Source organism: Capillimicrobium parvum (assembly GCF_021172045.1).
GTDB lineage: Bacteria > Actinomycetota > Thermoleophilia > Solirubrobacterales > Solirubrobacteraceae > Capillimicrobium > Capillimicrobium parvum.
Map to the genome: position 1 here is coordinate 1,866,303 of NZ_CP087164.1, position 25,273 is coordinate 1,891,575.

The following is a 25,273-nucleotide window of genomic DNA, read 5'->3' on the forward strand; positions in this document are numbered from 1 at the left end:
ATGCGCAATCTCGCGTGCGCTCCGTCGGGGCCATGCCGTAGGACACCGGCGTGGACCTTCTCGCCCAGCCGCTGCGCACCGTCGAGTTCCTGGCGGTCGACACCGAGACGAACGGCCTCGGCGGCGACGGGTGCGAGGTCACCGAGGTGGGCGCCGTGCTCGTCGGCGGCGGCGAGCTCCACGACCGCTTCGCCTCGCTGTGCGCCGTCCGCGCGCCGCTCTCGCGCGGGGTCCAGCGGCTCACCGGCATCACCCAGGCCATGGTGGACGAGGCGCCCGAGGCCGAGATCGTCCTCGCCGACCTCGTCGCTGCGCTCGAGGGCCGCGTGCTCGTCGCGCACAACGCCGCCTTCGACCGGCGGGTGCTGCGCCAGGCCTGCGAGCGCCGCGGGCTCGTCTGGCCCGACCCGCCCGCGATCTGCACGGTCGCGCTCGCCCGGCGCTTCGCGCCGCTGGCGCGCCAGCGGCGGCTGGTGCCGCTCGCCGAGTCGCTCGGCATCGAGGTCACCGACCGCCACCGCGCGCTCGCCGACGCCGAGACCTGCGGCCGCGTGTTCTGCGCGCTGCTTCCGCGGCTGGCTGCGCACGCGCCCACGGTCGGCGATGCGCTGGCGCTGCTCAAGCCGGCGCGGGCAGCCCGGAGCCGGGCCGCCGCCACCGACGGCGGCCGCCACGGCGCGCGCCGCCGCCGCGCCGGCGCGCGGTCCGAGCTCATGGAGGAGCCGGCGGGCCGCGAGACGGCGCTCGACAGCCTCGCCGGCGCGCGCGAGCTCCCCGACGAGCCCGGCGTCTACATCTTCCGCAACGCCGGCGGCCAGCCGCTGTACGTCGGCAAGTCGATCGCCCTGCGCACGCGCGTGCGGTCGCACTTCGCCGCCTCGAGCGACCCGTCGGCCTGGACGGCGCAGGCGGCGAGCGTCGACTACCAGCAGGCGGCGTCCGAGCTGGGCGCGCTGGTGCTCGAGAACCGGCTCATCAAGCGGCTCGCCCCGCCCGGCAACGTGCGCCTCAAGCACCAGGACCGCTTCGTGTACCTGCGCTGCCGCCTCGACATCGCGTTCCCCGTGCTCGAGGTGGCGCCCGCGCCCGCGAGCGGGCATGCCGTCAGCGTCGGGCCGCTGCGCGGGCGGGCGGTCGCCGCCGAGCTCGTCGAGCAGCTCAACTCGCTCTTCGGCCTGCGCCACTGCGGGCGCAAGCTGCCGCGCCGCCAGTGGCCGTCGGCGTACGGCCAGATGGGCCGCTGCCTGTCGCCCTGCCTCGGCGACCTCGACCCGAACCTCTACCGCCGCCGTCTCGACGAGGCGCTTGCGCTGTTCACCGGGCAGGGCGACGGGGGCGCGGCGCTGCTCGCGCACATCGACGCCGAGACCCGCGCGGCGGCCGGCGCGCAGCGCTACGAGCGCGCGGCGTGGCTGCGGCGCCGGCGCGCGCGGCTGGAGCAGCTGCTGTCGCGCCTCGACGGCGTGCTCGGGGCGACGCACGCCCGGCCGAAGCTCGTCCGCGCTCCGCACCCGCGCGACGAGGGACGCGGAGACCTGTTCTGGCTCGTGGGCGGGCGGGTCGTCGACTGGTGCCCGAGCGGTCCGGACGACCTCGCCGAGCGCACCGCGGCGGCGCTGCGGCACTGGGACCCGCGGCGACCGACCGGGCATCTGCCCGCCGGCGAGGTCGACGAGGCGCGGATCGTCGCGGGGTGGGTGGCGACGAACGCGCCGCCGCAGCTGACGCTGGACCCGGTACCGGATTCGGGTCGGCTGGCGGCGTTCGCGGCCTGAGGGGCGCCCGCCGGCTGGACGGATAGCCGATTTTGCCCCCGGCCGAGATGTGATCGGCTTGCCGCTTGGAGGGTCACGTCTTGGAGTCGCCGCTGTCGGATCAGAGCAGCGCCGCCCGTTCGCCGGTGCTCGCACCCAGGCGGATCCACGAGCACGCCCGCGTGTTCATGCCGCAGCCCGAGGAGCCAGTTCACGCGTACGCGGCGCGCCTGCGCGCGATGCACAACCACCTCGGGATGCTCATCGAGGCGGTCGAGCGCGGCATGGGCGACCGCCCGCCGCTGCGCACGGTCAAGCGGGAGCGGCCTGCCGAGCCTCCGCCGCTGACGTCGCTCATCGTCGTCGCGCCGCCGGCCGCGTCGCTGGGGCCGCGGCCGCGCCTGCCCGTCGCGCCGGTCGTCGCGCCGGCCGTCGCGCCGGCGCCCAGCGCCGCACCGCCGATCGTGCCGCGGCCCTACGACCCGGCGGTCGACCCTGACCGCCGCGCCGGCGGGCCCGATCGCCGGCGCGGCGTGCGCGACCGCCGAGGCGGGCCGGCCGACCGCCGCCGCGGCGGCCCCGACCTGCGCGCGGCGCCCGTCGAGCGTCGCGCCGGTCCCGCCGATCGCCGCTCGGGCCGGCGCGACCGGCGTCTCGGCCACGCCCGCCGGACGGTCGACCGCCGCCCGGCGCAGATCCCCGAGCCGCGCCTGGACGGCGTCACCGCCTTCTGGATCGTCAACATCGCCGTCTGGCTTGGGATCTTCGTCTTCGTGATGATCTGGGCCACCTGAGGGCCCGCGACCGCTCAGCCGCGGAACGGCAGCTCGACGACGGTCGCCCGCGCGCCGTCGCCGACCTCGACCTCGGCGCCCGGCTCGGCCTCGCGCCGCACCATCGCCAGCGCGATCGGCCCGAGCTGCGGCGACTCGACGACCGTGCCGACCCGGCCCACCTCGCGCTCGCCGGCGCGCAGCACGTCGCCGGTCGCGGCGGGACCCTCGAGGCGCAGGCCGCGCAGGTGCCGGTTCGGCTTGCCCTTGTAGAACAGGCGCGCGACCGTCTCCTGGCCGACGTAGCAGCCCTTCGTGAAGCTGACCGCGCGCTCGTTGAGGCCGGCCTCCTGCGGGATCGTCGTGTCGTCGATGTCGATGCCGAAGCGCGGCCGTCCCGCCTCGACGCGGACGACGTCGGCGGCGGCCTCGGAGATCGGCACGGCGCCCTGCTCGGCGAGCCAGGCCCGCACCGCCTCGACGTCCTGGGCGGCGCAGATGAGGTCGACGCCGGCGAACGTCGCGACGATCACGACGTCGGCGCCGCCGCGCCGCGCGCGCATCGAGCTGTGCTCGGCCACCGGCAGCTCCTGCGCCGCGGCGACGGCGCGGGCGCCCGGCCCGATCAGCGACAGGAGCCCGCACTCGAGCGTCCGCTTGTGCAGCTCGACGTCGAAGCCGATCTTGAAGCGCCGGATCATGTCGAACAGCGCCTGCAGCGCGCCGCGCTCGGTGTCGAGCCACAGCTCGTCGCCGAGGTCGAGCACGCGCAGGTCGCCCTGCATCTTGCCCTTGTGGGTGAGGAAGGCGGCATAGCAGCCGGTCCCCGGCTCGAGCCCCTCCACGTCGTTGGTCACCTGGCCGGCCAGGAACTCCTTGGCCTGGGCGCCGGTCAGCGCGAGCTTCCCGCGTTCGGAGCGATCCACCAGGCCGCACCCGTCCCGGATCGCGGCAACTTCGTTTTCAGTCATGGCTAAACTCGTGGTCATGGAGAGCGTCACGTCCGCCGTCGAAGACTACGCCAAGGCGATCTACGCCCTGGAGCGGCGCTCCGAGGGCGGCGCGGTGACGACGAACGCGCTGGCCGAGCGGCTCGGCGTGACGGCCGCCTCCGCCTCGAACATGGTCAAGAAGCTCGACGGCCTCGGGCTCGTGCGCCACGTCCCGTACCGCGGGGTCCAGCTGACGCCGGAGGGGGCGAAGGTGGCGCTGGAGGTCATCCGCCACCACCGCCTGCTCGAGCTCTACCTCGCGGAGAAGCTCGGGGTGCCGTGGGACCGCGTGCACGACGAGGCCGAGGTGCTCGAGCACGTGCTCTCCGAGGAGCTCGAGGAGCTCATCGCGACCAAGCTGGGCGACCCCACGCACGACCCGCACGGCGACCCGATCCCCACCCGCGAGCTCGTCATCGACGACGTCGCGCACCCGACGCTGCAGGAGCTCGAGCCCGGCGCCGAGGGCATCTTCGTCCGCGTCTCGGACTCCGACCCGTCGATGCTGCGCTACCTCGCCGATCGCGGCATCCGGCCGGGAGCGGCGTTCGCGGTCGTCGACAAGCAGCCGTTCGACGGTCCCGTGTTCGCGCGCTTCGGCGAGGCCGCCGAGGTCCACGTGCTCGGCGGAGCGCTGGCGCGCGCGATGCGGGTGGACGTCGAGGAGCGATGAACGAGCCGCCGGCAGCCGGGGTCCTCGCGACCGATGCGGCGCCGGCGGAGGCCGAGCTTTCCGCTCCGGCCGCGCTGCGCGCGGTGGCGGAGGGGCCGAGCGAGCTCGAGGCGCTGCGGGCCCGCGGTCGCGTGCGGGGCATGCTGCCGATGCTCGGCCCGGCGTTCGTCGCCGCGGTCGCGTACGTCGACCCGGGCAACTTCGCCACGAACATCGCCGGCGGCGCGAAGTTCGGCTACCTGCTGCTGTGGGTGATCCTCGCCGCGAACCTGATGGCGATGCTCATCCAGTCGCTGTCGGCGAAGGTCGGCACCGCGACCGGCAAGAACCTCCCCGAGCTGTGCCGCGAGCGCTTCCCGCGGCCCGTGACCATCGGCCTGTGGATCCAGGCCGAGCTGATCGCGATGGCGACCGACCTCGCCGAGTTCATCGGCGCCGCCATCGCGCTGAACCTGCTCTTCGGCGTCCCGCTGCTGCCCGCCGGCCTCATCACCGCGGTCGTCGCCTTCGGCATCCTCGCCCTGCAGTCGCGCGGCCACCGCCGCTTCGAACTCGTCATCGTCGGGATGCTCGGCGTGATCCTCCTCGGGTTCCTGTACGACACGCTGCGCATCGGCTTCGACGCGGGCGAGGCGGCCAAGGGCTTCGTGCCGAACTTCGAGGGCACTGACTCGATCCTGCTGGCCACCGGGATCCTCGGCGCCACGGTGATGCCGCACGTGATCTACCTGCACAGCGCGCTGACCCAGCGCCGGATCATCGCCCGCGACGAGGGCGAGCGCCGGCGGATCGTCCGCTACGGCCGCGTCGACGTGCTCATCGCCCTCGGGCTCGCCGGCATCGTGAACATGTCGATGCTCCTCGTCGCTGCGTCGCTGTTCCACTCCAACGGCCTGACCGGCATCGACACGATCGAGGGCGCCCATACCGCGTTCGGCGCCCTCGCGGGCGCGCCGGCCGCGCTCGCGTTCGCGCTCGCCCTGCTCGCCTCCGGATTCGCGTCGTCGAGCGTCGGCACCTACGCCGGGCAGGTCGTGATGCAGGGCTTCATCGGGCGCACGATCCCGCTCGCCCTGCGGCGGGCGATCACCATGGCGCCCGCGCTCGTCGTCCTGGCGATCGGGGCCGATCCGACCGACTCGCTCGTGCTCAGCCAGGTGGTGCTGAGCTTCGGCATCCCGTTCGCGCTCGTGCCGCTGGTCCTGCTCACCCGCAACCGCGAGGTGATGGGCGCGCTCGTCAACCGGCGCTCGACCACGATCCTCGCCGCCGTCGTCGCGCTGATGATCATCGCGCTGAACTGCTTCCTGCTCGTCGACACGTTCCTCGGCTGAGCCGGAGCGCCGGGTACCCTCCAACGCCATGGCCCTCGCCGACGACTTCCAGGCTCTCGTCGACTCGCTGCCCGACGACTGGTCCGACCTCGAGCTCGAGCTGCGCATCCGCGACGTCGAGCGCTACATCGACGCCGCGCTGTACCTCGTCCAGGTCAACGCCCAGCCGCTGTCCTACGACGAGTGGCACTGGCGCATCCTCGTCGCGCACCGCTTCGGCCACGCGGCCGCGGCGCCGGTCGTGCACGGCACGCTGCGCCTCATCGACGAGGCCGGCATCGACGGCGAGCTGGTCCTGCGCGACCTGCGCGTCGGCCGCGCCGAGGTCGTGCAGATGTGGGGCCGGCCGGAGTCCGCGCGCCAGGCCTTCCGCCAGATGCGCGCGCAGTAGCGCCCGTCCGCGCGAGCATCGCGCGGCGCCCGACCCGGCCGCCCGGCGCGTCGCGAGGGCGGCGACCCGGTCGCCCGGCTCGCCGCCCTCCGGATCGCGTCCCGCTCAGGTGAGCGGCGCGGTCTGCGCGCTGCTCTGACCGGACCCGCCGTCGCCGGCGGTCCCGTCGCTCTGGCCCTGCCCGCCGCCGGCCGCGCCATCAAGGTGCTTCGGGCAGTCCCGGCCATCGCGCGGCCCGGCACCGGGCGCGCTGCCCGGTCCGCCGCGGTCCCCGTTCTGCGGGGCCTGCGGAGTCGTCGCGCTCGGCGCGGGGGCCGTCGTGGTCGCGCCCTGGGCCGCGCCGCCGTCGTTGCCGCTGCCGCCCGTGGCGGCGACGGCCGGCACGGCGATGGCGAGGGCGACGACCGCGGCGGCGCCGATGGCCACCAGGCGCCTGTGCGGTGGCTGGTGTTCGCTCATTCGTTCTCCCTTCGTCGCGGACGCCGACCACCATGACGAGCGGCCTGTCCGGTGGCCGTAAGCGCGGCGCCGCGGTTCTCAGGAGCCTCGCAGGGACGCGTTCGCGTAGCGCGTGTCGAACGCCTCGGCCACGTCGGGCGGCCGGCGCGTGATCCCGAACCGCGCCTCCCACCGGGCCCAGTCGCGCAGCACCCCGGGGTCGAGCGCGCCCGGCACGCCGGTCGGCCCGGTGAAGACGCTGTCGAGCACGTCGAGCTGGGCCATGATCTCGTCGCGCGACGCGGCCGGGACCTGCGACAGCAGATCGGCCGCGCTCGATTCCGGGTCCTCGAGCGTGAACCGGTAGCCGCGCTGCAGCGCGGCGACGGTCGCGCGCACGAGCGCGGGCTTGTCGCGCAGCGTCTCGTGCGTCACGCACAGCACCAGCTCCGGGTAGGAGGGGGCGCCGAACTCGTCGACGCGGAACTGACGGAAGCCGGGGCGCCGGCGCTGGAGCGCCACGCCCTCGACGTCCCAGAACGCGGTCGCGCCGGCGACCTTGCCCCCGAGCAGGGCGGGCACGGCGTTGAAGCCGATCGTCGTCGTCCTCACCTGCTCGGGCTCGCCGCCCGCGCCCTTGACGATCGACCGCAGCACCGCCTCGTCCGATGGCAGGCCGGTCACGCCGACCCGGTGGCCCTGCAGGTCGCGGGGGCTGCGCGTGCCGGGCTGGGCGAGCACCGCGGCCAGCGGGCGCTGGGCGATGCTCATGACGCCGACGACGTCGCGACCCTGCTCGCGCGCGATGGCCAGGTCATGGATGTCGAGGACGGCGAAGTCCGTGCGGCCGCCGAGCAGCAGCTTGACCGCGTCGCTGGACGACGACGGCTGGCGCACGCGCAGGTGGACCCCTTCCGCCGTGTCGTAGCCGCGCGCGACCGCCGAGTAGATGCCCGCGTGCACGCCGTTGGGCGTGAAGTCGAGCAGCAGGGTGGCGTCGGCGTTGGGGCGGTCCGCCTCCCGCGTGCCGCAGCCGGAGAGCAGGAGCGCGGCCGCGCTCAGCGAAAGCAGAACCCACACCAGTACGAGGCGTCGCATCAGCCGATCGGGGGGCGGGGGTATGGAACAGCGGGGCGTTTCAGCGTTCATCGCGGAGTTCGTCGGGACCTTCTTCCTGGTCCTGTTCATCTGCATGGCCGTATCGGTCACGGCCCCCACCGGGTTGACCGTGCCGGCGCTCCTGGTGATCGCGCTCACCCATGCCATCGTCCTCGCCATGGCCATCTACGCGCTGGGCGAGACCTCCGGCGGGCACTTCAATCCCGCCGTCACGACGACGCTGATGGTGCTGCGCAAGATCTCGCCGCCCAACGCCGCGGTCTACATCGTCCTGCAGTTCGCGGCCGCGGTCTGCGCGGCGCTCGTCTGCAAGCTGCTCATCGGCAACTTCGGCAAGGCCGCGAACTACGGTGCACCCGCGCTCTCGCCCATCGCCAACGGCAAGGGCGGCGGCTTCCTCGCGGAGATGATCGGAGTGTTCGTCCTGCTGTGGGCGATCATGGCGATGGCGGTCAACGTCCGCGCCCCGAAGGGCTGGGCGGGCCTGATCATCGGCCTCACGCTCGGTCTCGGCGTGTTGGGCTTCGGCGCGCTCACCGGGTCCGCGCTGAACCCGGCGCGCGCCTTCGGACCGGCGCTCGTGTCCGGCTCGTGGGGCCCCGCCGGCACCTGGCTGCTCGTCTACGTCCTCGCGCCGCTCGTCGGCGGGGTGCTCGCGGGCATCGGCTACACGAAGCTCGTGCTCGACGAGCAGGAGAAGCGCTGGGGCGGGCGCCTCGTCGACACCGACGTCCCGCCCGGGCAGCTCCCGGACAGCCTCGCCGCCGCCGAGGAAGGTCCCGGCGAGCGCCCCATCGACAAGTTGAGCTGAGCGCCTCACCGCGTCAGGCCTCGTCGGCGACGACCCACCGCCGCCGCGGCGGCATCGACCAGCCCTCGAGATCGTCGAGAAGCGCGGCGACGTCGCCCGACGACAGCAGGAGCCCACGGTTGCTCTGAGGCACGAAGCCCTCGGCGACTGCGTGGTCGACGAAGGCGATGAACGGCGCGTAGTAGCCCTCGACCTCGAGCAGCGCACACGGCTTGTCGTGGATGCCGAGCTGTGTCCACGTCATCGCCTCGACGAGCTCCTCGACCGTGCCGATGCCGCCGGGCAGCGCGATGAAGGCATCCGCGAGCTCGGCCATCGTCAGCTTGCGCTCGTGCATGGAGCCGACGATCCGCAGCTCGGTGAGGCCCTCGTGGCCGATCTCGCGATCCTGCAGCGCCTGCGGGATCACCCCGACGACCACCCCGCCGGCCTCGATCGCGGCGTCGGCCAGGATTCCCATGAGCCCGACCGCCCCGCCGCCGTAGACGATCCGGACGCCCCGCTCGGCCAGGGTGCGGCCGAGCAGCGCGGCGGCCTCGGCGTACGCGGGCCGCGCGCCGACGCTCGAGCCGGCGTAGACGCAGACGCTGCGCAGGTGGGTCATGGGGAGGAGGGTAGGCTTGGGCTCGTGGGAGGCCACAGATCGCTTGGCTGAGCTGACGCTCGGCCCCATGCTGCGCCACGTCGGGCCGACCGAGGCCACCGTGTGGGTCGAGACCGACACGGCATGCGAGGTCGAGGTGCTGGGCCATGAGGCCCGGACCTTCACGGTCGAGGGCCACCACTTCGCGATCGTCTGCCTCACCGGGCTGGAGCCCGGGACGACGACGCCCTACGAGGTCGCGCTCGACGGCGAGCGGCGCTGGCCCGCCGGTGAGAGCCGGTTTCCGCCGAGCGTCATCCGCACGCCCGCGGAGGACGACCCGCTCGAGCTGGCGTTCGGCTCGTGCCGGGTGTGCGTGCCGCACGTCGAGCCGTTCTCGCTGCGCAAGGACGACGACGCGAGCGGGCGCGAGGTCGACGCGCTGCGGGCGCTCGCCCTGCGCATGGTCGACCTGCCCCCCGCGGAGTGGCCCCACGCGCTCGTGCTGCTGGGCGACCAGGTGTACGCCGACGAGGTCTCGCCGCAGGCGCGGGCGCTCATCCGCCGTCGGCGCGATTCCGATCAGCCGCCCGGCGAGGAGGTCGCCGACTTCGAGGAGTACACGTACCTCTACCGCGAGTCGTGGGGCGAGCCGACGATGCGCTGGCTGCTGTCGACCGTGCCGAGCGCGATGGTCTGGGACGACCATGACGTCCACGACGACTGGAACACCTCGCGCCCCTGGGTCGAGACCATGCGGGCCAAGCCGTGGTGGGGCCCGCGCATCGAGGGTGCGGTCATGTCGTACTGGTGCTATCAGCACCTCGGCAACCTGGCGCCGGAGGATCTCGGCGCCGACGAGGTGTACGACGCGGTGTGCGCCGCGGACGACGGCGGCACGATCCTGCGCGAGTTCGCCCGCCGGGCCGACCGGGAGTCCGACGGGGCGCGCTGGAGCTTCCGGCGCGACTTCGGGCGGGTCCGGCTCGTGATGATCGACTCGCGGGCGGGCCGGGTCCTCGATCCGGGTCGGCGGTCGATGGTCGACGAGGACGAGTGGCGCTGGATCGAGGAGACCGCCACCGGCGGGTGCGACCACCTGGTGCTCGGCACCTCGCTGCCGTGGCTGCTGGCCTCGGGCATGCACGAGCTGGAGGCGTGGAACGAGGCGGTGTGCGACGGGGCGTGGGGACGCCGCGCGGCGCGGGTCGGGGAGAAGATCCGCCAGGCGCTCGACCTCGAGCACTGGGCGGCGTTCCAGAGCTCGTTCCGGCGGATGTGCCGGCTCGCCGACGACGTCGCGTGGGGGCGGCGCGGCGCCGCGCCCGCGACGATCGTCGCGCTGTCGGGGGACGTCCACCACGCCTACCTGAGCGAGCTCCACGTGGGCGACGGCGCGACGTCGCGCGTCTACCAGGCGGTCTGCTCGCCGTTTCGCAACCCGCTCGACGAGCGCGAGCGCCGGATGATCCGGTTCGGGTGGTCGCGGCCCGCGCAGTGGCTCGGGCGGGCGCTGTCACGCAGCGCGGGGGTCGAGGCCGCCCCGTTCGCCTGGTCGCCGGTCCACGACGCGCCGTGGTTCGACAACCAGGTCGCCACGCTGCGCTTCGAGGGCCGCCAGGCCCACTTCCGGCTGGAGCGCACGAGGCCCGGCCAGGCCGGCCTGGAGTGCGTGTTCGAGCACGCGCTCGCCTGAGAGCTACGCGAACAGGTCCTCCTCGGCCGCCCTGACCAGGGCGACGGCCCCGGGGCCGTCCCCGGCGGTCACGTGGCGCTCGAGCCCGCGGACGACGACGGCGGGCTCGCGCGAGTCCTTGGCCCGCACGAGGTCCGCGGCGGCGGCCGCCTCGTCGGCGATCGCGATCGCGGTCGCCTGCAGCTCGCGGCCGTCGGCGTCGACGCGGCCGAGCCAATCGTCGACGAGCGTCAGCCCCGCCACGCCGATCGCCGTCTCGCACTGGCCGCGCCGCCACGCCCGGCCGAACGAGTCGGTGATGACGACCGCGGGGGCCGATCCCGTCCGCTCGCGCAGGCCGGCGCGCAGGCGCCGGGCCGAGGCGTCGGGATCCAGCGGCAGCAGGACGAGGCGGGTCGGGCCGCCCGCGTTGGAGGCGTCGACGCCGGCGTTGGCGCAGACGAAGCCGTGACGCGTGCGGCAGATGAGGACGCCGGGACGCTCGCGCACGATCGACGCCGCCTCGTCGAGCACGACCTGCACCTGGCGCGGGTCCTTGCCGTGGGCCGCCGCGATGGCGCGCGCCCGGTCGCCCGCGGTCACGGCGGCGAGGTCCACCACGCGGCCCTCGGCCTTCGACACGACCTTGTGCGCCACGCAGAGCACGTCGCGGTCGCCCGCGCGCAGCCCGGCGTCGAGCAGCAGTCCGGCCAGGTCGTCGCCGGGGCGCACCTCGGGCAGGCCCGCCACGGCCTCGACCCGCAGCGCGCTCACGGGACCCCCAGCCGGCCGAGCGTGGCCTCGGTGCTCTCACCGAGCCGTCCGCTCGCGCGCAGCGCCGCGAGGTCGTCGGGCGTGTCGGCGTCCAGCCCGAGCGAGGGCAGCTCGCACACCTGCCAGGCGACGCCTGCCGCCGCGGCGGCCGCCTCGTGCCGGGCCCGGCTGCCCGGCCCGAACGACGGCGCGATCGCCCGGGGCGGGCGCAGGAGCAGCGCGTTCGTGCCGGTCCCGTGGCGGTCGGGCACGACCACCACGGCCGCGGTCGCCGCGAGCAGGTCGCCGACCTCGCCGGGATCGAGCGCGGGGCAGTCGCCGGGGACGAGCAGGACACGCTCGGCCCCGCGCTCGATCGCCCGCGCGATGCCGAGCTGCGCCGCCGCGCTCTGGCCGGCCTCGGCGGCGTCGTGGACGACCTCGGCGCCCGCCAGGCGCGCGAGCCCCGCCGCCAACGGCTCCCCGGTCACGACGATCACGCCGGCCAGGCCCGAGACCGCCCCGAGCGCGCGCAGCACGTCGCTGACCATCGCCTCGGCGAGACCGGCCCGCGGCCCGTCGGGCACCGCCTCGCGCAGCCGCGACTTCGCGCGCCCGAAGCCCTTGACCGGCAGGATCGCCAGCGTCGGCCCGTCCGCCCGCCCGGTCACCGCAGCGACCGCGCGAAGTCGAGCACCTCGGAGGCGACCCGCGCCCGCGCGGCCGCGTCGCCCAGCGTCACGTCGGTCACCAGCTGCGCCATCGCGGCGCCGGCGATCTGCTCGTCGCTGACGAAGCCGTCGGCCACGCCGGCGTAGTGCTCGGCCACGCCCGCGGGCGTCGCGTCGCGCCCGGCCCAGCGCAGGAACGACGCCGTCGGGCCCTTGAGGACGCGCCCGCCCACGAACGGGCTGACCGCGACGACGGGCGCGGCCGCCGTGCGCAGCGCGTCGTGGATCCCGCCCAGCGCCAGGATCGGCCCGATCGAGATGATCGGGTTCGACGGCCCGATGACGATCGCGTCGGCCTCGGCGATCGCCTCGAGGACCGCCGCGGTCGGCCGCGCCGCCTCGGCGCCCTCGAGCGCGACGCCGTCGACCGGGCCCTGCGCGCGCCGGCGCACGAGGAACTCCTGCAGCCGCCACCACTCGCCGCCCGCCATGACGTGGGTGCGGACCGGGCCGTCGCACATCGGCAGGACGCGGGCGCTGACGCCGAACGCGGCGGCGTGCTCGGCCAGAACCTCGGTCAGCGTCGCCCCGTCGGCCAGGCGCTGCGCCCGCCGCAGGCAGAGCGCGAGGTCGCGGTCGCCGAGGTTGAACCAGATCTCCTCGCCGGCCTCGCGCAGCGCGTCCATGACCGTGAACGTGTCGCCGTCGAGCCCCCAGCCGCGGCCGTCGATGCGGTCGGCCAGCCAGAACGTGACGAGGTCCGGGTCCGGGGACACGTGCGCCCGGTAGATCTCGATGTCGTCGGCCGTGTTGGCGATCACGGTCAGCGCATCGCCGGCGATGTCCAGCAGGCCCCGCGCGAGCTTGGCTCCGCCGGTGCCGCCCGCCAGGAGGACGGTCTTCATGGCCGGGCAGGATATGGGGGTACAGTCCGGTGGCCCATGAGCCGCCTGCCCGCCTCGGTCCACGTACGCGAAGTCGGCCCGCGCGACGGCTTCCAGAACGAGCCCGACATCATCGCGACCCCGGACAAGGTCCGGCTCGTCGAGCTGCTCGCGCGGACCGGTGTGAGGCGCATGGAGGTCACGAGCTTCGTCCGCGCCGACGTCATCCCGCAGCTGGCCGACGCCGCCGACGTGCTGGAGACGGCCGACATCCCGGACGAGGTGTCCGTGTCGGTGCTGGTGCCCAACGAGCGCGGGCTCGACGGCGCGCTCGGGCATCGCGAGCGCATCGACGAGATCAGCGTGTTCCTGAGCGCGTCCGAGACGCACAACCGCAAGAACGTCAACCGTTCCGTCGAGGAGTCGATCGCGGGGCTCGAGCGAGTCCTGCCCCGCGCCCGCGAGGCGGGGCTGCGCACCGAGGCGGTCGTCGCGACGAGCTTCGGCTGCCCCTACGAGGGCCACGTGGCGCCCGCGCGCGTCTTCGAGATCGCGCGCCGCCTGGTCGCCGCCGGCGCGCAGGAGGTCGGCTTCGGCGACACGACCGGCATGGCCAACCCGCTGCAGGTGCGCGAGTTCTTCACCGCCGCGACCGCCGAGGTGCCGGGCGTCGAGCTGACCGCGCACTTCCACAACACGCGCGGACAGGGGCTGGCGAACGTGCTGGCCGCGCTCGAGGGCGGCTGCGCGTCGTTCGAGTCGAGCTTCGGCGAGCTCGGCGGCTGCCCGGTGCCCGCCGGCGCGACCGGCAACATCGCCACCGAGGACCTCGTCTCGATGCTGCACGAGATGGGCATCGAGACCGGGATCGACCTCGGCCGCCTCCTCGAGGCCTCGCGCGAGGCGCAGCGCATCCTCGGCCGTCCGCTCGGCAGCCACACGCTCGTGGCCGGGCCCGTCGACTGGAACGCCGCGGCCTGAGCCGGCTCAGCGCCCGGTGAACGCGGGCGGGCGCTTCTCGGCGAACGCGCGCGTGGCCTCGGCGAAGTCGGCGCTGCGCGCGCACTGGGCCTGCGCGGAGACCTCCTGCTCGAGCGTCAGCGCGAGCGCCGGCTTGGCCGCCCCGTCGAGGATGCGCTTGGCGAGCCCCACGGCCAGCGGCGCGCACGCGAGCAGCTCGTCGCACAGCTGCGCGGTGGCCGCGTCGAGCTCGTCGCCGGCGGCGACGCGGTTGACGAGCCCGATGCGCTCGGCCTCCGTGCCGTCGACGAGCTTGGAGGCCATGATCATCTCCTTGGCTCGGCCCAGCCCGACGACCGCGGGCAGGCGCGACGAGCCTCCGACGTCCGGCACCAGGCCGACGCGCGTCTCCACGAGCCCGATGACCGCGTCGTGCGCCATCACCCGCAGATCGCAGGCCAGCGCGAGCTCCATCGCGCCGCCGAGGCAGCCGCCGTGGATCTGGGCGATCGTCGGCTTCGTCATCTCCTCGCAGAGGTCCCAGGTCGCGAGGATCGCGCTGCGCAGCTCGCGCAGGCGCTCGGGCGCCGCCGCGAGCGCGCCGAGCGAGCCGTGGTCCATCCCCGACGAGAACATCGGACCGGCGCCGCGCACGACGACGACGCGGACGCCGTCGTCGGCCGCGGCGGCGCTCAGCGCGGCATGCAGGTCGCCGATCAGCGCATCGTTCATCGCGTTGCGCTTCTCGGGCCGGTTCATGACGACGTGGCGGACGGCGCCGTGGTCCTCGGTGATGACGGTGGACATGGCGCGGACAGTAGTTACCCTCCCGGGCCATGGTCGCCCGGGAGCTCCTGCGCCCCCTGCCCTTCCGCGGAGACCTGATCGCCGCGGGCGCCGTCGTGCTGGCCGTCGGCGCCCTGCTCGTCGACACGCGCATGCAGGACGCCTGGGCGGCGGGCGTGCGGTGCGCGGTGGTCGCCGCCGCCGCCGCGGTCCTGCTCGCGCTCGCCTGGCGCGCGCCGGTCGAGGGCCCTGCGCCCCGGACGTACGTGTCGGTCCTGCTGGTCGCCGCGTTCCCGCTCGCGGCGGCCGCCCTCGCCGAGCTGGCGGACGCGCTCGGCGGCAGCGCCGGCTCCGCGGGCACGATCTTCTGGGTGCTCGGCGCGCTCGCCGCGGGCTACGCGGTTCTCGCGCAGGGCAGGGGCTCGGCCGTGTGCACGATGCTGGCGGCGGCCAGCGCGGTCGGCGCGGCCCTCGCCTTCTGGGGCTGGGTCTTCGAGCCGCGCGGCGAGACGGCGTACCGCTGGCTCCTGCTCGGCGCGATCGTCCTGCTTGGCCTCGGCGCCGTGCGCCTGCGCGACGGCCATCGCCGCCACGCGGTCGCGCTGATCGACGTCGCGGGGCTGGCCGGGATCGCGATCGCCGCCGTGTCGATGCTCGGCCTGGTCGTCGAGGGTGCGGGCACCGGCGGCATCGGCACGGGCTGGGAGATCGTCCTGCTCATCGTCGGCCTCGGGCTCGTCGCCTACGCCGCCGTCGACCGCGAGCCGGGCCCCGGCTGGATCGGTGCGCTCGTGTTGGTGAGCTTCGTGTCGAGCGCCGCGACCGACGGCTCGCTGCTGTGGTGGCCGCTGCTGCTCGTCGTCCTCGGGGGCGCCGTGGTGGCCGCCGGCCTGCGCCCGACCACGCCGGCGCCGCCCGCCCCCGACGCGGACGCGCCGCCCGCGCCGACCCGCGCGCTGCGGTGATCCGCCACCGCTTCGTCGACGCGGGCGGTCTGCGCGTCCATCTCGCCGAGGCCGGCGAGGAGGGCGCGCCCGCCGTCGTGCTGCTGCACGGCTGGCCGCAGACGAGCCACCTCTGGCGCCGCGTCGGGCCGTCGCTCGCCGACCGCCACCACGTCCTCATGCCCGACCTGCGCGGGTTCGGGGAGACGGAGGTCACCGAGGACGGCATGGACCCGGAGACGTTCGCCACCGACCAGATCGCGCTGCTCGACGCGCTCGGCGTCGAGCGCGCCGCCGTCGTCGGCCACGACTGGGGCGGCTACGCCGCGTTCCTGCTCGCCGCCCGCCATCCCGCCCGGATCACCGCGGTGCTGGCGTGCAACGCCCCGCATCCGTGGGTGCGGGTGACGCCGCGGGTGGCCGCCGAGACCTGGCGCGCGTGGTATGCGCTCGTGCTCGCGTCGCCGCTCGGCCCGCAACTCATGCAGCGCACCGACCTGGTCAAGAAGGCGCTGACGGCGGACACCCGCGGGACGGGCTTCACCGCGGAGGACCTCGAGACGTTCGCCGCCGCCTTCCGGCCGCCGGCGCGCGCGCGGGCCGCGCAGCGGCTGTACCGCAGCTACCTGGCGACGGCCGCGGCGGCCGCCCGGGGCAGCGCCGCGCCGGTGCCCGAGCTGCGCGTGCCCGGGCACCTGCTGTTCGGTGTGCGCGACCGCGCCATCGGGCGGCCGCTGGTGGAGGGCTTCCCGAGCGTCGAGTTCGTCGACGCCGGGCACTTCGTCGTGGACGAGTGCCCGGAGCTCGTGAGCCGGAGGGCCCGCGAGCTCCTGGCCACGGTGCGCTAGTGGTTCGTCTTGGTTGCGAGACGGGCCACTAGCTCAGACCACCCGTGCTCGGCGGCTGGTAGCCGCCCGCGCCGGCCGGCGCGGTGGGCTCGACCGTGGGGCTCGTCGGCGCCGGCCCGATGCCCTCGGGCGACTTCGGATCGGTGAACGGCGGCCAGTCCTCGGTGATGAGGAAGTAGTAGGCGTTGGCCCGCGTCAGGTAGCGGATGCCCATGTCGATGATGTCCTGCAGGCCCTGCGGCATCTTGCCGGTGAAGACGATCACGAACCACGCGCAGAACGCGCCGACCTCGGCGAGCAGCGAGAAGACGTACGCGATGATCATCACCGGGATCGCCAGGATGATGCGGAAGCCCGCCTTCACCCGGCTGTAGCGCTCCAGCGGCGGTCCGATGTGGACCCGGACCGGGTAGTCGTCGTCGGGCGCGCCGTTCCACGGCGGGTACCGGTCGGTGACCAGGTGGAAGTAGGCGGTCAGGCGCGTCGCATTGCGCAGCGCGCCCGCCACGAAGTCGTAGATCCCCTCGGGATACCGCCCCGTGAAGACGATGGCGAACCATGCTCCGATCACGGCGAAGTACGCGCCGATCAGGTAGAGCATCGTCAACAGGGCGGCCGGGATGACGGTGAAGTAGCGGAAGAACGTCGTGAGCCTGCTGTGGCGCTCGACGTGGTCCGCCTCGTACTGAACGGGGTACATGATGGACTCCTTCTACCGGCTGGGATCGGCGCGGCGCAAGATGCCGCGCCCGGATGACAACAGGTCGCGTAGGGCGGGCAGCTGCATCGGCCGGCCGAGCAGGTAGCCCTGCGCCCGCGGGCAGCCGAGCTCCATGAGGCGCGCCGCCTGCTCGTGCGTCTCCACGCGCTCGGCGACGGCCGGCAGGTCGAGCGCGCGCGCCATCGTCAGCACGGCCTCGACGATCGCGGTGTCGACCGAGCCGGACTCGAGGCCGGCGACGAACGAGCCGTCGATCTTCAGGCCGTCGAGCGGCAGCCGGCGCAGGCGGCCGAGCGACGAGTAGCCGGTGCCGAAGTCGTCGATGACGAGGCGCACGCCGAGCTCGCGCAGCGCGTCGAGGGCCTGGACGGGCGGCCCGGCGTCGTCCATGAGCGCCGTCTCGGTCAGCTCGAGCGCGAGGGCCGTGGGGGCCAGGCCGGAAGCGGTCAGCGCCGCGCGCACGTCGTGGCCCAGCAGCCCCGACGCCACCTGGCGCGCCGAGACGTTGACCGACAGCTCGAGATCGCCGGCGGCCTGCGGCAGCTCGGCGCGCATGGTCGCCATCTCCATGCACGCGCGGGCGAGCACGCGGCGGCCCAGGCCGCGCACGAGCCCGGCATCCTCGGCCAGGGCGACGAACGTGGCGGGGGACACGGGCCCGCGCTGCGGGTGCGTCCACCGGGCGAGGGCCTCGACGGCGCAGATGATGCCGCCGTCGCGCTCGAGCGTGACGATCGGCTGGTAGACCACCGCGATCTCGTCGCGCTCGATCGCGCGGCGCAGGTCCGCGACGAGTGAGAGGCGATCCTCGAGGCTGGCGCGGAGCTTGTCGTCGAACACCGCGACGAGGGCGCGGCCGCGCGCCTGCGCCCGGGCCCGCGCGGCCTCGGCGGCGGAGATCAGCCCGGCCGGATCGCGCGCCGACCGGCTGAGCGCGATGCCGATCGAGGCGGTCAGCTGGGCGCCGTCGATCGTCTGGAAGGGCGCGGCGAACGCGTCCTTGACCCGCTCGGCGAGGGCGCTCGCGGCCGCCTCGTCGCTCGATCCCGCCACGATGAGGAACTCGTCGCCCCCGAACCGCGCGGGCCGCGCGCTGCGGGGCAGCGCCCCGCGCAGCCGGCCCGCGATCTCGCGCAGCACGGCGTCGCCGGCCGCGTGGCCGAAGCCGCTGTTCACGGTGCCGAAGCCGTCGACGTTGACGAGCAGCAGCGCGAACGGCCCGCCGCCGGCGTGCAGCGCCTCGATGCGCTCGAGCACGGCGGCGCGGTTGGGCAGCCCGGTCACCCGATCCTGGTGCGCGAGCGTCTCGAGCTGCTCGCGCGTGCGCAGCTCGTCGGTGCAGTCGCGGAAGGTCAGCACGACGGCGCCGCTCTCCAGCGGCTGCGTGCTGACCCGGAGCTGGCGACGGGTGGCATCCGAGGGGCGGCGGATGCGCACCTCGACGTCGCGCTGCGTCTCGTACAGCGCCTCGGGGAGGCGCGGCGGGGCGTCGCTCGGGCCGGCGGGGCGCAGAAGGTCCCACCAGCCCGCGTCGTCCAAGGCCTCGCGCTCGACGCCGAGGATCTCCAGCGCGCTGGGGTTGGCCGCGAGCACCTGACCGTCGGGCGCGACGGAGATCACGCCGTCCGACAGGACGCCGAAGACGGCCTGCAGATGCGCTTCCGTCGTCTCCTGCTCCGGCCTGGCCACTTGCGGACCTATTCGTCAGGGTGGCAAGAAATCCTTAGCGGTCATGTTCTCACTTCCACATCGAGGCGAGCGGCGATCCCCCGGCACAGCGCGAGGACGGCCGCCAGCGCCTCGGGATCGAGCGTGGCCGGCGGGCGCCGGGGCAGGATCGCTCCCACGCCGAGCGCGGGCCAGCGCGCGAGCCGGGCGGCGAGGGCGTCGCTGCGCCCGCGGCGCACCGGCTGGGCACCCAGACCCGGTTCGCCGGCCGCGGTGTCGCGCGCGGCGGCGATCATCGCCGGGTGCAGGCGCCGGGGCCAGAGCCGGCCCTCGGTGAGGTGGAACGCGGGCGGGCCGGCGCCGCACGGCGCCACGGCGAGGACGGCGAGCTCCTCCGGCCGCGCGAGGCGGCGCCGGGCGCGCACGTAGGCGCGCAGGCCCAGCCCGCCCGCCTCGCTCGCGCCCGCGAGGACGAGCTCGACGGCGAGGCCGGGCGGGGGTCGGCGGTCGAGCTCCTCGGTCAGCGCGAGGGCGACGGCCGCCGCGCCGGCGTGGGGGTCGGCGCCGGGATCGGGCGCGCGCGCCGTCGCCAGGTCGGCGTAGCTCGCGGCGCCGATCAGCAGCGCGATCGTCGGCGCGAGCGCGACGGGGCCCAGCCACGCGCCGTCCTCGCCGGCCACGCGCGCCGCCGCCAGCCCGCACAGCAGCGCGAGGCACGCGACCAGCAGCGCCGCGGGCGAGGACAGATGGCCGCCCAGCGCCCGACGCGCGGCCGCCTCCAGCGCGGCCGGCCGGTGGGCGATCCCTCCGGGCCGGGAGTCGAGCGGGGCGGTGACGATCAGGCGGACCCGCGCACCGGGTGGGATCCGGGGCGGTTCGGCGACGACGCACTGGGTCGCGCGGCGAGGGAGGATCGCGCGGGCCACGGGCGGCAGGCCGCCCAGGTCGGCGGCCAGGAGGACCAGGGCGGCGGCGAGCAGGCCGAGGCCGACGGCGGGGGCGCCGGACGCGGCCGCGACGCTGCCGGCGACGCCGAGCAGGCACAGCAGCGCATGGAGGGCGGGCACGCCGGGCCGCACCCAGGCGGGCTCGATCCGCGCCGCGGGGCGTCCGCGGGCGCGCAGCGCGTCGCGCAGCAGGACCGCGGCGCGGCGCTCGGCGTCGCTGCACGGCGGCCGCGGCCCGATCGCGGCGATCCGGCGGGCGGTCTCGATCGGCTCGCTGATCGGCGGGACTGTAGGGCTCCGGCGGACGGGGCCGGGGCACAGGCCGTAAGCTCCCGCAGCCATGGACGCCGCCGATCTCGCGTTCGCCGGCCTGGCCCGTCAGGCGGAGCTCGTCGCCTCGGGCGAGGTGAGCCCGTCGGAGCTCGTCGAGCTGTCGCTCGAGCGCATCGCCCGCGTGGACCCCCGGCTGAACGCGTTTCGCGTCGTGTTCGCCGACCGCGCGCGCACGGAGGCTCAGCAGGCCGAGGCGCGCCGCGGCGCCGGCGACCGCCGCCCGCTGCTCGGCGTGCCGGTCGCCGTGAAGGACGACATGGACGTGGCCGGGGAGGTCACCGCCCAGGGGACGGGCGCCAACCAGCGCCCGGCGCAGGCCGACAGCGAGATCGTGCGCCGGCTGCGCGAGGCCGGCGCGATCATCATCGGCAAGACCAACGTGCCGGAGCTGACGATGTGGCCGTTCACCGAGACGGCGACGTGGGGCGTCACCCGCAACCCGTGGGACCTCGACAGGACGCCGGGCGGGTCGAGCGGCGGCAGCGGGTCGGCGGTCGCCGCGGGGCTCGTCGCGGCCGCGACGGCGTCCGACGGGCTCGGCTCGATCCGCATCCCCGCTGCCTGCAGCGGCCTGTTCGGGCTCAAGCCGCAGTACCGGCGGGTGCCGACGGCGCCCAAGGGCGACGACGCCTGGCACGGCATCGTGCACTACGGGACGGTCACGCGATCGGTCCGCGACAGCGCCCTCTTCCTCGACGCGGTGGCCGACCGGCCGTCGTGGGGCACCTTCGCCGAGGCGGCCGGCCGGCCGGCCGGGCAGCTGCGCATCGCGGTGTCGACCAGGGTGCCGCCGCCCGTGATGGCGCCGCTCGACCCGCGGGTGGTCGCGGCGGTCGACGAGACGGCGCAGCTCCTGCGCGGTCTCGGCCACACGGTCGTCCAGCGCGATCCCGACTACGACGCCGCGGCGATGGCGCGCGGCCTGGCGCGCTACTTCCGCGGCATCCTCGACGACGCGGCGGCCACCGAGCACCCGGAGCGCCTCGAGCGCCGGTCGAAGGCCATGGCGCGCATCGGGCGGCTCATCCCCGGGCCGGTGCTCGCGCGGTCGCTGGCCGAGACGAGCGCGCTCACCGAGCGGCTCGGGCGGCTGTGGGACGACGTCGACGTGCTGCTCACGCCGACGCTGACGTCGCTGCCGCTCGCGGTCGGCGCCTTCGAGGGCCGGGGCGCGCTGTGGACCTTCAACGGCGTCTCGCGCTTCGTCCCGCACCTGGGGATCTGGAACATGACCGGCCAGCCCGCGGCCTCGGTCCCGGCGGGCTTCACGCCCGAGGGCGTGCCGCTGGCGGTGCACCTCGTCGCGCGGTCGGGCGATGAGGCGACCCTGATGTCGCTCTCGGCGCAGATCGAGGCGGAGCGGCCGTGGGCCGACCGCCGTCCCCCGATCGCATCGTGACGCTGCTCGAGGTGGCGCTGGAGGCGGCTCAGGCCGGCGCCGAGGTGCTCGTGCCGCGCTTCGGCCGCGAGCGCGCAGCCGGCTCGAAGTCGTCGCCGACCGACCTGGTCTCCGAGGCCGACCTCGCCTCCGAGCGGGCGATCCGCGCCGTCATCGCGGCGCGCCGCCCGGACGACGGGGTGCTGGGGGAGGAGGGCACCGGCGATCTGGAGGGCACCAGCGGCCTGCGCTGGGTCGTCGATCCGCTCGACGGGACGGTCAACTACCTCTTCGGCCATCCGCAGTGGTGCGTGAGCGTGGCGGTGGAGGACGAGGACGGCGGCGTGGCCGGCGTCGTCCTCGACCCGCTGCGCGGCGAGTGCTTCGCCGCGGCCCGCGGCGAGGGCGCGACGCTCAACTCGGCGCCGCTGCCGCCGCCGCGCGACCTGACCGAGCTCGGCGAGGCGCTGGTCGCGACCGGCTTCGGCTACGACGCCGCCGTGCGCGAGCGCCAGGCGGCCATCGTGGCCGGGCTGCTGCCGTCCGTGCGCGACATCCGCCGCGCCGGCAGCGCCGCGCTCGACCTCGCCTGGACGGCGGCGGGCCGGCACGACGCGTACTTCGAGTTCGGCGTGCAGCACTGGGACTACGCGGCGGGGGTCATCATCTGCCGCGAGGTGGGGATGTCGGCGCAGGTGCTGCCGGGCGACGGGGTGCTGCCGACCGGCCTGGCGGTCGCCAAGCCGGCGCTGCTCGAGGCGCTGGTCAGCCGCCTTGCACCGTGACCTTCTCGGGCTCCACGTAGAACTTCACGCGCTGCTCGCCCTCCTGGTGGAAGGGGTACTCGTCCACGCCCAGGTACTTCTTGGCGAGCGCGTCGATGTGGTCGTGGCCCTCCTCGTCGCTCTCCTTGGCGACGCGGCCGCGGACCGAGACGAACTCGTAGGGGTTCTCCGCGTTGGCGACGGTGATCGTCACGCGCGGGTCGCGCTCCAGGTTCGTCGGCCAGATCCGCCCGCGCGCGCTGTTGAGCGTCACGTGCCCGTCCTCCACGTCGGCCCACGCGACGACGCCGTGGATGCTGCCGTCCGCGCGCAGGGTGGCGACGTGTGCCATGTTCGGCGCCTCGAGGATCTCCCGGGCGCGCCCCTCGATCTGTGCGGCCATGATGCCTCCTTGAGACTCGGGTCAGGGCTGGTCATGCGGCGGGTGGGATTCGAACCCACAATCCCGAAAGGGCAATGCATTTTGAGTGCATCGAGTATTCCAGTTCCTCCACCGCCGCCGGTGGGAAGCGCGCATGCTACGCGGGCGCGGGCCCGGCGTCCCGCGGACGCTCGACCTCGACGTGCCAGTCCTGCGCGAAGCCGCGCATCGAGAACGCGATGAGCAGGAACTGGACGGGCACGAGCAGCAGCGTGACGAGGCCAAGAACGCCCGAGTCGACGGCCGGGTCCGTGTAGCCGGTCTTGTCGCGGGCGAACCACTCCGGGCCGGCGATCGCGGCGAAGATCAGCAGGATGATGCCCAGCGCGGCGGCGAGCGGGAGGGTGCCGCGCGTCCACCGCGCGCAGTAGAACGCCAGGATCAGGTAGATGACCATGTAGCCGATCAGCAGCGGCTTGGCGCCCTCGAGCGCGCTCCACCCGCCGAAGGTCACGAAGGCCATCAGCGCGACGCTCACCAGCAGGAGGAGAATGACGATCAGCTTCGTCACCTTCGCCGCCGGCTTCTTGCGGTTCGGGTGCTCGATGACGATGTCGCGCCGCTCCTCTTCGGCCATGTGTCGGATCATACGAGTCGCGCGGGCGTGGTGGAATTGGCAGACACGCTGGGTTTAGGTCCCAGTGGCGCAAGCCGTGGGGGTTCGAGTCCCTCCGCCCGCACTTCCTCTCTCCTCTGACTCAGGGGGTCGGAAAGCCCGGCGGCGGGCCGCCGGGCCCGCCGCCCGCCGCTGCCTCCCCGCCGGCGGGCTTGGTGGCGGTGTCGACCCCGACGGCGAGCGCAACGCGGTAGCCCTTCCTGACGTTGCCTCTCACCGTGGCGAGCTGGTCGGCGCCACCGTCGTCGCCGAAGACGCTGTCGCTGTCGAGCGAGACCTGCGCCAGGTTCGACACCGACTGCTCGTAGCCCGCCTGTCGGTAGACGCGCCGGCAGACCCTCCGCGGCAGCGCGACCTGCGAGGTGGCGATGGCCTTGCCCGCATCGGTGATGCTCCTGCGGTCCGGGTAGACCTCGAAGTGGATGTGCGGCCAGCGTCCGCTGTAGCACGCCGGGAAGATGCTCCGAAACCGGACGCGCCCATCGGCGTCGGCGATCTGGACCCCGCGCAGGAAGTTCTCGTCCTCGACGCCCGGGGAGTACATGGAGTAGCCACCCTCGCGGGTGCAGTGCCACACGTAGACCGCGACACCCTCGAATGGCGCGCCGCCGTTGGCGAGATCCGCCACGACCAGCTCGAGGGTCATCGGCACGCCCTCGGCGACCCCGTTCGCGGCCCCGAAGCTCGACCGGACGTCGCGGCGCACGATGCCGCTCTGTTCGAGCACGTCCGGCCCGTTCGATCCGTCGCCCGGGTACGGACCGGCCGTCTCGTCGGGGATCTCGCCGAGCGCCTTGGCCTTCGCGGCCGCGGTCCCGGTCGAGCCGCCCGAGCCGCCGCAGGCGACGAGCCCGGCGCTCACCGCGCCGAGGCCGAGGATCTGCAGCACCCGGCGGCGGCTGAGCAGCGTCTCCACGTCGAATCCGAGCCCCTGATCGACCACCTCCTCCCGCGGGCGCGGCAGGCGGCGTCCCTCGTAGGTCTCGTGCATCGTCGGTTCGTCCATCACGCCACCGTGGCGATGCGCCCTGGGATCACGGCGGGTGGAACCTGAGAGGAACCTGGACGTCGCCGGCTACGGGACGAGGACGATCTTGCCGCGGGTGTGGCGCTTGGCGAGCTCGGTGTAGGCCTCGCGGACCTGGTCGAGTGGGTACGTCGCGGCGATCGGCACCTCGAGCTCGCCGGCCGCGACCAGCGCCGCCACCTCGGCGAGCACGTCGGCCGATGCCGCGTCGTTGTTGCCCGCCGACTGGATGCCGCGCGTGCGCTCCGGCGGGATGATCGTGTTGACCCGCAGCGGGGCGACGCCCAACTCGTCGAGGGCGAGGCCGACGTAGCCGCCGAACGTGTCCACGAACGCGTCGACCCCGCCGGGGGCGGCGGCGCGGATGCCGTCGGCGACGCCGTCGCCGTGGGCGACCGGGATCACGTCGTGCGCGCGCAGCCAGTCATGGTTGGGTGCGCTGGCCAGGCCGATCACGCGGGCGCCGGTGCGCCGCGCGAGCTGGACCGTGAGCGAGCCGACCCCGCCGGCCGCGCCGGTCACCACGACCGTCTCGTCCGGTCCGGGCGCGACGGCACGGATGCACGCCCACGCGGTGGTGCCGGCGACGAACAGCGACCCCGCGACCTCCCACGACACCTCCGGCGGCCGCGCGACCAGGTCGCCGGCCTCGGTCACGACCAGCTCGGCCTGGCTGGCGCGGCGGTCGGTCCAGCCGAGCACCTCGTCGCCGGGCGCCCACGTCGTCACGCCGTCGCCGGCGACGCCCACGACGCCGGCCAGGTCGCTGCCCTGCCCCGACGGGAACGTCGCCGGCCACAGGTCGTGCAGGAGGCCCTCGCGGATGCTGGCCTCACCGGGGTTGATCGCCGCGGCCTTGACGCGCACCACCACCTCGCCCGGACCCGGCGCCGGAGCCTCGACGTCGACGACCTGCAGGACGTCGACGCCACCGTATTCGTTGAACCGCACTGCTCTGGGCATGAGCACAGTTCAGCGCACCGCCCGC

The 25,273-nt window shown here is 74.9% G+C and carries 27 protein-coding genes and 2 tRNA genes; 13 read left to right on the forward strand and 16 right to left on the reverse strand.

The window, feature by feature from the left end:
• Nucleotides 1-50: 50 nt before the first annotated feature.
• Both DSM104329_RS09255 and DSM104329_RS09260 read left to right on the forward strand, forming a co-directional pair.
• Nucleotides 51-1,775 carry an exonuclease domain-containing protein gene (locus DSM104329_RS09255; protein WP_259315148.1) on the forward strand — a complete coding sequence of 575 codons (1,725 nt, stop codon included), beginning with the start codon at nucleotides 51-53 and terminating at the stop codon, nucleotides 1,773-1,775.
• A gap of 80 nt (nucleotides 1,776-1,855) precedes the next feature.
• Nucleotides 1,856-2,548 (forward strand): hypothetical protein, encoded by a 693-nt coding sequence (locus DSM104329_RS09260; RefSeq protein WP_259315149.1) that lies wholly within the window; start codon nucleotides 1,856-1,858, stop codon nucleotides 2,546-2,548.
• Between the two features lie 14 nt (nucleotides 2,549-2,562).
• Here the strand turns inward: DSM104329_RS09260 and ygfZ are convergent, their stop codons facing one another.
• Nucleotides 2,563-3,516: a CAF17-like 4Fe-4S cluster assembly/insertion protein YgfZ gene (gene ygfZ, locus DSM104329_RS09265; protein ID WP_259315150.1), complete on the reverse strand. Its 954-nt coding sequence runs from the start codon at nucleotides 3,514-3,516 to the stop codon at nucleotides 2,563-2,565.
• On the opposite strand from ygfZ, the gene DSM104329_RS09270 reads away from it, so the two are divergent.
• The 3 genes from DSM104329_RS09270 to DSM104329_RS09280 are packed head-to-tail and all read left to right on the forward strand — an operon-like array spanning nucleotide 3,497 to nucleotide 5,917.
• Nucleotides 3,497-4,192: a metal-dependent transcriptional regulator gene (locus tag DSM104329_RS09270; RefSeq protein ID WP_259315151.1), complete on the forward strand. Its 696-nt coding sequence runs from the start codon at nucleotides 3,497-3,499 to the stop codon at nucleotides 4,190-4,192. The genes ygfZ and DSM104329_RS09270 overlap by 20 nt on opposite strands.
• Nucleotides 4,189-5,526 (forward strand): Nramp family divalent metal transporter, encoded by a 1,338-nt coding sequence (locus tag DSM104329_RS09275; protein WP_259315152.1) that lies wholly within the window; start codon nucleotides 4,189-4,191, stop codon nucleotides 5,524-5,526. Before DSM104329_RS09270 ends, DSM104329_RS09275 begins: the two co-directional genes overlap by 4 nt.
• 28 nt (nucleotides 5,527-5,554) lie before the next feature.
• The gene (locus tag DSM104329_RS09280; protein ID WP_259315153.1) at nucleotides 5,555-5,917 is read left to right on the forward strand and encodes a hypothetical protein; all 363 of its coding nucleotides are present in this window, start codon (nucleotides 5,555-5,557) and stop codon (nucleotides 5,915-5,917) included.
• A gap of 105 nt (nucleotides 5,918-6,022) precedes the next feature.
• On the opposite strand, the gene DSM104329_RS09285 is transcribed toward DSM104329_RS09280, so the two are convergent.
• Together DSM104329_RS09285 and DSM104329_RS09290 are read right to left on the reverse strand one after the other, a co-directional pair.
• Nucleotides 6,023-6,376 carry a hypothetical protein gene (locus DSM104329_RS09285; protein ID WP_259315154.1) on the reverse strand — a complete coding sequence of 118 codons (354 nt, stop codon included), beginning with the start codon at nucleotides 6,374-6,376 and terminating at the stop codon, nucleotides 6,023-6,025.
• 78 nt (nucleotides 6,377-6,454) lie between these two features.
• A complete protein-coding gene (locus DSM104329_RS09290) occupies nucleotides 6,455-7,453 on the reverse strand; it encodes an ABC transporter substrate-binding protein (protein WP_259315155.1) in 999 nt (332 codons plus the stop codon).
• Nucleotides 7,454-7,475: 22 nt separating this feature from the next.
• Here DSM104329_RS09290 and DSM104329_RS09295 point away from each other — a divergent pair, with 22 nt between their 5' ends.
• Entirely contained in the window at nucleotides 7,476-8,285 is an 810-nt protein-coding gene (locus DSM104329_RS09295) for an MIP/aquaporin family protein (protein ID WP_259315156.1), read from the forward strand.
• Nucleotides 8,286-8,298: 13 nt separating this feature from the next.
• Here DSM104329_RS09295 and DSM104329_RS09300 read toward each other — a convergent pair whose 3' ends face one another.
• Nucleotides 8,299-8,889: an LOG family protein gene (locus DSM104329_RS09300; RefSeq protein ID WP_259315157.1), complete on the reverse strand. Its 591-nt coding sequence runs from the start codon at nucleotides 8,887-8,889 to the stop codon at nucleotides 8,299-8,301.
• On the opposite strand from DSM104329_RS09300, the gene DSM104329_RS09305 reads away from it, so the two are divergent.
• Nucleotides 8,888-10,564, forward strand: a complete 1,677-nt coding sequence (locus DSM104329_RS09305; protein WP_456064512.1) for a DUF7800 domain-containing protein — start codon at nucleotides 8,888-8,890, stop codon at nucleotides 10,562-10,564. The genes DSM104329_RS09300 and DSM104329_RS09305 overlap by 2 nt on opposite strands.
• Nucleotides 10,565-10,567: 3 nt before the next feature.
• Here the strand turns inward: DSM104329_RS09305 and cofE are convergent, their stop codons facing one another.
• From cofE to cofD, 3 genes are read right to left on the reverse strand one after another with little or no spacing between them, the layout of a single operon-like run.
• Nucleotides 10,568-11,317, reverse strand: coding sequence for a coenzyme F420-0:L-glutamate ligase (gene cofE, locus DSM104329_RS09310; RefSeq protein WP_259315159.1), 750 nt, complete (start codon nucleotides 11,315-11,317; stop codon nucleotides 10,568-10,570).
• Entirely contained in the window at nucleotides 11,314-11,967 is a 654-nt protein-coding gene (cofC, locus tag DSM104329_RS09315; protein ID WP_259315160.1) for a 2-phospho-L-lactate guanylyltransferase, read from the reverse strand. The genes cofE and cofC overlap by 4 nt, the downstream gene beginning before the upstream one ends.
• Nucleotides 11,964-12,872: a 2-phospho-L-lactate transferase gene (cofD, locus tag DSM104329_RS09320; RefSeq protein ID WP_259315161.1), complete on the reverse strand. Its 909-nt coding sequence runs from the start codon at nucleotides 12,870-12,872 to the stop codon at nucleotides 11,964-11,966. Before cofD ends, cofC begins: the two co-directional genes overlap by 4 nt.
• Nucleotides 12,873-12,908: 36 nt before the next feature.
• Here cofD and DSM104329_RS09325 point away from each other — a divergent pair, with 36 nt between their 5' ends.
• A complete protein-coding gene (locus DSM104329_RS09325; protein WP_259315162.1) occupies nucleotides 12,909-13,832 on the forward strand; it encodes a hydroxymethylglutaryl-CoA lyase in 924 nt (307 codons plus the stop codon).
• A 6-nt stretch (nucleotides 13,833-13,838) separates the two neighbouring features.
• Here DSM104329_RS09325 and DSM104329_RS09330 read toward each other — a convergent pair whose 3' ends face one another.
• Entirely contained in the window at nucleotides 13,839-14,618 is a 780-nt protein-coding gene (locus DSM104329_RS09330) for an enoyl-CoA hydratase/isomerase family protein (protein ID WP_259315163.1), read from the reverse strand.
• 29 nt (nucleotides 14,619-14,647) lie between these two features.
• On the opposite strand from DSM104329_RS09330, the gene DSM104329_RS09335 reads away from it, so the two are divergent.
• Both DSM104329_RS09335 and DSM104329_RS09340 read left to right on the forward strand, forming a co-directional pair.
• Nucleotides 14,648-15,562, forward strand: coding sequence for a hypothetical protein (locus DSM104329_RS09335; RefSeq protein WP_259315164.1), 915 nt, complete (start codon nucleotides 14,648-14,650; stop codon nucleotides 15,560-15,562).
• Nucleotides 15,559-16,389, forward strand: a complete 831-nt coding sequence (locus DSM104329_RS09340) for an alpha/beta fold hydrolase (RefSeq protein WP_259315165.1) — start codon at nucleotides 15,559-15,561, stop codon at nucleotides 16,387-16,389. Before DSM104329_RS09335 ends, DSM104329_RS09340 begins: the two co-directional genes overlap by 4 nt.
• Before the next feature lie 28 nt (nucleotides 16,390-16,417).
• On the opposite strand, the gene DSM104329_RS09345 is transcribed toward DSM104329_RS09340, so the two are convergent.
• From DSM104329_RS09345 to DSM104329_RS09355, 3 genes are read right to left on the reverse strand one after another with little or no spacing between them, the layout of a single operon-like run.
• Nucleotides 16,418-17,089, reverse strand: a complete 672-nt coding sequence (locus tag DSM104329_RS09345; protein WP_259315166.1) for a DUF4389 domain-containing protein — start codon at nucleotides 17,087-17,089, stop codon at nucleotides 16,418-16,420.
• A 12-nt stretch (nucleotides 17,090-17,101) separates the two neighbouring features.
• Nucleotides 17,102-18,799 (reverse strand): putative bifunctional diguanylate cyclase/phosphodiesterase, encoded by a 1,698-nt coding sequence (locus tag DSM104329_RS09350; protein WP_259315167.1) that lies wholly within the window; start codon nucleotides 18,797-18,799, stop codon nucleotides 17,102-17,104.
• A gap of 41 nt (nucleotides 18,800-18,840) precedes the next feature.
• Nucleotides 18,841-20,067 (reverse strand): hypothetical protein, encoded by a 1,227-nt coding sequence (locus DSM104329_RS09355; RefSeq protein ID WP_259315168.1) that lies wholly within the window; start codon nucleotides 20,065-20,067, stop codon nucleotides 18,841-18,843.
• On the opposite strand from DSM104329_RS09355, the gene DSM104329_RS09360 reads away from it, so the two are divergent.
• Both DSM104329_RS09360 and DSM104329_RS09365 read left to right on the forward strand, forming a co-directional pair.
• Nucleotides 20,066-21,457 carry an amidase gene (locus DSM104329_RS09360; RefSeq protein WP_259315169.1) on the forward strand — a complete coding sequence of 464 codons (1,392 nt, stop codon included), beginning with the start codon at nucleotides 20,066-20,068 and terminating at the stop codon, nucleotides 21,455-21,457. The genes DSM104329_RS09355 and DSM104329_RS09360 overlap by 2 nt on opposite strands.
• Entirely contained in the window at nucleotides 21,424-22,221 is a 798-nt protein-coding gene (locus tag DSM104329_RS09365) for an inositol monophosphatase family protein (RefSeq protein ID WP_259315170.1), read from the forward strand. Before DSM104329_RS09360 ends, DSM104329_RS09365 begins: the two co-directional genes overlap by 34 nt.
• Here the strand turns inward: DSM104329_RS09365 and DSM104329_RS09370 are convergent.
• The 3 genes from DSM104329_RS09370 to DSM104329_RS09380 form a co-directional block, all read right to left on the reverse strand.
• The gene (locus DSM104329_RS09370) at nucleotides 22,202-22,603 is read right to left on the reverse strand and encodes a PPOX class F420-dependent oxidoreductase (RefSeq protein WP_259315171.1); all 402 of its coding nucleotides are present in this window, start codon (nucleotides 22,601-22,603) and stop codon (nucleotides 22,202-22,204) included. The two genes, DSM104329_RS09365 and DSM104329_RS09370, sit on opposite strands and share 20 nt — an antisense overlap.
• A 34-nt stretch (nucleotides 22,604-22,637) precedes the next feature.
• A tRNA-Leu gene (locus DSM104329_RS09375) sits at nucleotides 22,638-22,721 on the reverse strand.
• Between the two features lie 18 nt (nucleotides 22,722-22,739).
• Nucleotides 22,740-23,219 carry a hypothetical protein gene (locus tag DSM104329_RS09380; RefSeq protein WP_259315172.1) on the reverse strand — a complete coding sequence of 160 codons (480 nt, stop codon included), beginning with the start codon at nucleotides 23,217-23,219 and terminating at the stop codon, nucleotides 22,740-22,742.
• 21 nt (nucleotides 23,220-23,240) lie between these two features.
• Here DSM104329_RS09380 and DSM104329_RS09385 point away from each other — a divergent pair.
• Nucleotides 23,241-23,322: transfer RNA gene (locus DSM104329_RS09385), tRNA-Leu, on the forward strand.
• Between the two features lie 18 nt (nucleotides 23,323-23,340).
• Here the strand turns inward: DSM104329_RS09385 and DSM104329_RS09390 are convergent.
• Together DSM104329_RS09390 and DSM104329_RS09395 are read right to left on the reverse strand one after the other, a co-directional pair.
• Nucleotides 23,341-24,264, reverse strand: coding sequence for an intradiol ring-cleavage dioxygenase (locus DSM104329_RS09390; RefSeq protein WP_259315173.1), 924 nt, complete (start codon nucleotides 24,262-24,264; stop codon nucleotides 23,341-23,343).
• A gap of 69 nt (nucleotides 24,265-24,333) precedes the next feature.
• The gene (locus tag DSM104329_RS09395; RefSeq protein ID WP_407655879.1) at nucleotides 24,334-25,248 is read right to left on the reverse strand and encodes an NADP-dependent oxidoreductase; all 915 of its coding nucleotides are present in this window, start codon (nucleotides 25,246-25,248) and stop codon (nucleotides 24,334-24,336) included.
• Between the last annotated feature and the right edge of the window lie 25 nt (nucleotides 25,249-25,273).